Origin of the sequence: Edaphobacter sp., assembly GCF_035532915.1 — a bacterium.
Classification (GTDB): Bacteria; Acidobacteriota; Terriglobia; order Terriglobales; family Acidobacteriaceae; genus Edaphobacter.
In genome coordinates, this window is record NZ_DATKQC010000237.1 from 1 (window position 1) to 4,749 (window position 4,749).

A 4,749-nucleotide genomic window follows, 5' to 3' on the forward strand; every position below is an offset into this window, starting at 1 on the left:
AGATGCTGCCTAGCGCCCGCATTGCGAATGCACCGACACTTGGACAGGTACTAACCCTCCAAACTCCGCGAACCAACCTTCCCAACATCCCCCCTCCCTCGACGAACATTATTCCTACAGCAACGACGCTACCCCTCAACGATCTGCAGAAGAGTCTGGTTACTGCCGCCGCCGCGCAACAGGGAAAAGACCCCGCGCAAGCGTTGAATTCTGTCGTCACTCGTCAGGATGCAATCGATTTGCTCGCTTCTAAGTCTTCCAGTTCCAAATAGCCTGGAGGCTATCCTAATGGCCAATCTTCAAATCACAGATGCATTAGGCTTGATCGCTACGATTGAGATTCGAGACGACTCTCCATTAGCAAAGGCAAAAATCACTCAAATTTCGAGTCTTACCCAGGCATTGAGAGATGAATTCACGAAACCGGTGGATCAGACGTCTTTGAAAGGATTCTCTTTCGGGGCGGACTGCTCCACGCCGAACGCAGCGATTGATAACGTCGCGAAGCTCACGGTAGGCGCCGGTGTCTGCGGTGAGATCTCGATCATCAGACCGGTCGATAAGACGCTATTTCCGAGCGACACATTCTCACCGGATATCAAGATTGCGCCGGATCAGTGCTGGGTAGGCGTAGGATTCGACGTTTCGGTCGATGCCAATGCGCAGGCAAGCGTGGATGGGTTCGGCGCTGGGGTCCAGGATATCTCGAAGTGTGATCTCACTACCTACACGCTGATCGAAGCCAGCGCGGGGAAGTTCCCCATTTTAATCGATGCGCTGAAGGCCGCTCTCGACGGTTTCTATCTTGCTGCTACAGTGGACGCAGTTCGCGGGCAGCCAACAGGCTCAGTCTGTGCAAACGAAATCAGTGGGACTGTTACCTTCACTGGCTCCTATGAGCTTCCGGTGTCCATCAATGCCTTGGCTTCGGCGGATCTACCGCTGAACTACAAGATCACCGTGCAACCTGAGGCAACTTTGCAGCTCTCCGGTTCCATCGCGCTCTCCGGGGATATGATCGTGCGCTCGCATAAGATCGGGGAGAACCTCCTGGAGATTGGTGTGTACAAGAAGCGAGGTTCAACTCTGACAGCCAATTTTACGGCGAGAGCCGGAGTCGGCGTGGATGAGGGCACAACTGATCTGGTATCCATATTCCTTTCGACGGCGTTTCCAGGTGTGAGTTGCAAGGGTGCTGGGATAGCGGGCGATACAGCAAAGAGTCTCAATAGTGCCCTCAACGACTGCGTAGATCGCAGCCTCTCGGTAGCGATGAACATATGCTGCTCGGCTGAATCAACCGATGAGGCAGCCGTGATCTATCAGATCGATCTAACTGCTGGTGACACGGATGCGACCGATGCAGCATTGAAAGATGCCCTCAAGGGGAATTGGACCGGACTCTCGCAACTAGGGAATGCGAAACTCAGCCGAAATATTGTTACGGATTCGAGGGAATACAAGCACACGATTTCGATGAACCTCCTCGGCTTCTACAATGCTGCCCAGGTAGATTCTTACGTTCAGTCCTGCACGATTCTGTGCGATCCATACGGCCATGTGGTGGTCACGGACAAGTCTGACGCGAGTCGGGTAAGCGTTGCGGCCACCCCCTATGCTGCTGATCCCGACAAACTGCGCCGGGCTCTTGCTCAGGACTTCTTGGTCACGGCAGCTTATGCGGCAGTCGCTGCGAATGCACCGATAACGATCCAGGCTTCCGCCGGTAGTGGTTCGGAAGTGCAGCCCATTCTTACAATGCAACAGTCATACGTTTTCTATAAGGACAGCGCAACACGGCAGGATATGCAGGATCAGATTCTGCTTGGAGTGGCGCTCAAGCTGATTGACGAAGGGCAGAAGACGCAGTACTGGGAAGGCACTCTGGCGGCCAGTCGTGTCTTTCCGCATGCCCACGTCAGCGCCTCGGCTAGATACGACAACGATGGGGTACTCGGACTCTTTTTCGCCGATCCCGGTCAACGTATACCCAGAAACCGCCCGGAGATTGAACGGGCCGGGAGGAATGCGATGATCGCTTTGCTTGACCCGGGAGACACTGCGGGACCTGAACGGCTGGCGGCACTGCAAAACGACGCAATTTGGAACGCGATGGATGTGAATGGAAATGTGGCAGCGTTCAAGACGATTCCGGAGTTGAGCCAATTGTCTGTGACTACGTTAGGCGATGTCGGCGTAGATTGGACGGCTATCAGTTGGTGGGCGGATGCGATGTCCAAGACCGCGCTCAAATTGAAGGACTTATTGGCGTTTCTCGAGACGATTCCGGGGGACGACTTCAGTCATAACCCGGAGTTTATCGCGAAGACGAATGCGTTTCAGAATATGCTTGGAAGTTTTGTGAAGAATACGCATGACGATTTTGTAAATGGCTGGGGAATTGCGGTCGTGTTTGCTCTTGCGGGCAGCGCCTCTCAGAGAGAAATGGACATTAGCTGGGACCATGTATTGAAACACTATCAATCCAATAGCTGATCGCGATTTGGGCGGTCATCCCTGGGTGGGCGATGAGTCAGCCCTGGTGAGCGCTCGAATCTGGTAATGTCGCGGCGGACGGAGATCCTTCCTGAGAGCCGAACATCCAGTCGTGTTCCGAGATGCGCAGAACATCAATGGAATATTCGCGGAGCGCCATGATCACGAAAGCTGCCTCCGCAAAGAGGAACATCCCCAGATACAGCAATTGCAAACGCAGCGACGCTGGTACCGCGTTGTTTTCGCTCCAAGTACCAAGAGCTAGCACCCGCGTGACTCCCGAATTTGCTTGCGAGATTTGCGTCAACGATGTGTCGAGGCTATTCGTGTAGCTTACGTAACAGAAGACGCTGGCAAGAACGAGGATCAATGGGCACAGGTTGAAGAACGTTCGATAGCCAGTCTTGACGCTACCGAGGGCGATCGTCCTCCGGACATAAAAAACCCACGCGAGCAGTAAAAAACCAAGGATTCCCGCCATCGCGGCTAACGGCTTTCGTTGGGATTCATAGACAGGGATAACATTCATCGCAGTGAGCAACGGTGCAAGGGCAGCGGTAACGATCGGCATTATCCCCATATATCCCTTGAAAATATTCGCGAAGGTCAGCAGCCTGTTTTCCTGAGATTCCTGTGCGGTTACCATGGTCAGTCCTTTCCGCCTGCTGGCAAATGTGATCTCTGTCGACTGCGGTCGGTCCTCCTTTTTCAATCTCCTAACGTCTCTGCCCTGGCGCTTGCCTGGGTTTCTTTATCGCGGACGAATTTGAGAACATCGCTGACCCGGCCCAATGGGATCGGCTCCCGGGTCAAAAGTAACTCAATCAATGGAGTCGTAAAAGAATGGAACAGTGACGCGTTACCGTTTCCTGGGTCCTTAACTTCGAGAATGACGGGCTTGGCTTCCGCATTCATTGCCTGATCCTCACCGGCAGTCGACTCCGCAGGCTGTTGATCTGGATGCAGGTCCTTATTCCCTTGATACCGGTGGATCAGTATGAGTGGGCGTGGACTCATGACTTGCCCCACCTTTGGAGGGGCCGTTAGGTGGATTCTAGCTGCATTTGGTAACCACTGCCAAGAGGAAAGGACGGCACCCATAGAATTTTGTGAAGTACAGATTACAGTGATCTTGTTGGCAGGATTCGCCGGGATCCTTGATGTCTTTAGTACTGTCGCCCGTATAGTCAGCACGAAAGACAACGGTTGAGCCGATCCAGACTCTACTGTTTTGGAAGAGATCCTGAAGGTGTCGGTACGGCGATACCCGCTTGAGCATTCAGGTTGCACAGTTGTCTGGCGTCAACTATTCTTTCCGGTCAACGACAACCATAATTCCCGATAGTTGTTGGAGCTACTTTCTCTACTTTCCTCGCTGAGATGCCGTTGTTGCTGGCAGGGCCGGAGCGTAGCCCCGAAGGGGCGAAGCGGAGGGCCTGCCAGCAACAACGGACGCCGATCTCCGCGCTGCCCTCAGTTGGGTTGGTTGCTTTCCGGCGCCGGACCCCGATTCTTTTTAGCCTCTTCCATTCGGTAGCTGGGGATGTTCAGCTCCACGATGACCGAGTGATGTACCAGCCTGTCGATGGCTGCCGCCGTGGTCATCGGGTCCTTGAATATCCCCTCCCACTTGGAGAACGGAAGATTGCTGGTCAACAGCACGCTGCCGCGTTCGTATCGCTCGGCCAGCAGCGTGAACAGCACCTCCATCTCCTCGCGGCTTTGCTGGACGTAGCCCATCTCATCGATGATCAAGCCGTCATGGCGGGCCAGCTTTTTGATCTCTTTGCTCAGCCGCAGGTCGCGCTTGGCCACCAGCAGATCCTGCACCAGCAGGGCGCAGCTGGTGTACTTCATCCTGCGTCCTTGCGCGATCAGTTCATGGGCCAGGGCGCACAGCAAGTGGCTTTTGCCCGCGCCGGGATTTCCGAACAGAAGCAGGTTCTCCTTGCGATCCAGGAAGCTTCCGTCCACCAGCGCCTTCAGTTGTCGTCCGGCCTTGACGGGCAAGCGCTTCAGGTCGAAGTTCGCCATCGTCTTCTCCCGTGGCAGCCCCGACTCGCGCAGCAGCGCGGCGATACGATTGCGCCGCCGCGACTCGCACTCCCGCTCCGTCAACTGCAGCAGGTATTGCTCGTAGCTGAGGGTCTCTTTCTCGGCCTGCTGCGCGGCCTGCTCGAAGCACTCGCGCATGGCCGGAAGATGCAGTTCTTTCAGATTTTCCGTCAACGCCGTTCTGATCTGAGGGGCCGC

5 protein-coding genes are annotated in these 4,749 nt (G+C 55.0%); 2 read left to right on the forward strand and 3 right to left on the reverse strand.

Features of this window, described 5'->3' with window-relative positions:
• Together VMU57_RS11405 and VMU57_RS11410 are read left to right on the forward strand one after the other, a co-directional pair.
• On the forward strand, positions 1-272 hold a 272-nt coding region (locus VMU57_RS11405; RefSeq protein WP_325383462.1), incomplete at its 5' end, for a hypothetical protein.
• Between the two features lie 16 nt (positions 273-288).
• Positions 289-2,496, forward strand: a complete 2,208-nt coding sequence (locus VMU57_RS11410) for a hypothetical protein (RefSeq protein ID WP_325383464.1) — start codon at positions 289-291, stop codon at positions 2,494-2,496.
• 37 nt (positions 2,497-2,533) lie between these two features.
• Here VMU57_RS11410 and VMU57_RS11415 read toward each other — a convergent pair whose 3' ends face one another.
• From VMU57_RS11415 to istB, 3 genes are all read right to left on the reverse strand, one after another.
• Positions 2,534-3,142, reverse strand: coding sequence for a hypothetical protein (locus tag VMU57_RS11415; protein WP_325383466.1), 609 nt, complete (start codon positions 3,140-3,142; stop codon positions 2,534-2,536).
• A 62-nt stretch (positions 3,143-3,204) separates the two neighbouring features.
• Positions 3,205-3,513, reverse strand: a complete 309-nt coding sequence (locus VMU57_RS11420; protein WP_325383468.1) for a hypothetical protein — start codon at positions 3,511-3,513, stop codon at positions 3,205-3,207.
• Between the two features lie 456 nt (positions 3,514-3,969).
• The coding region (istB, locus tag VMU57_RS11425; protein ID WP_325383470.1) for an IS21-like element helper ATPase IstB at positions 3,970-4,749 on the reverse strand (780 nt) is incomplete at its 5' end.

Bases quoted from the DNA above. Each gene is read 5' to 3' on its own strand.
- VMU57_RS11410 (WP_325383464.1), top strand. From the start codon at position 289: ATGGCCAATCTTCAAATCACAGATGCATTAGGCTTGATCGCTACGATT.
- VMU57_RS11415 (WP_325383466.1), bottom strand. From the start codon at position 3,142: ATGGTAACCGCACAGGAATCTCAGGAAAACAGGCTGCTGACCTTCGCG.
- VMU57_RS11420 (WP_325383468.1), bottom strand. From the start codon at position 3,513: ATGAGTCCACGCCCACTCATACTGATCCACCGGTATCAAGGGAATAAG.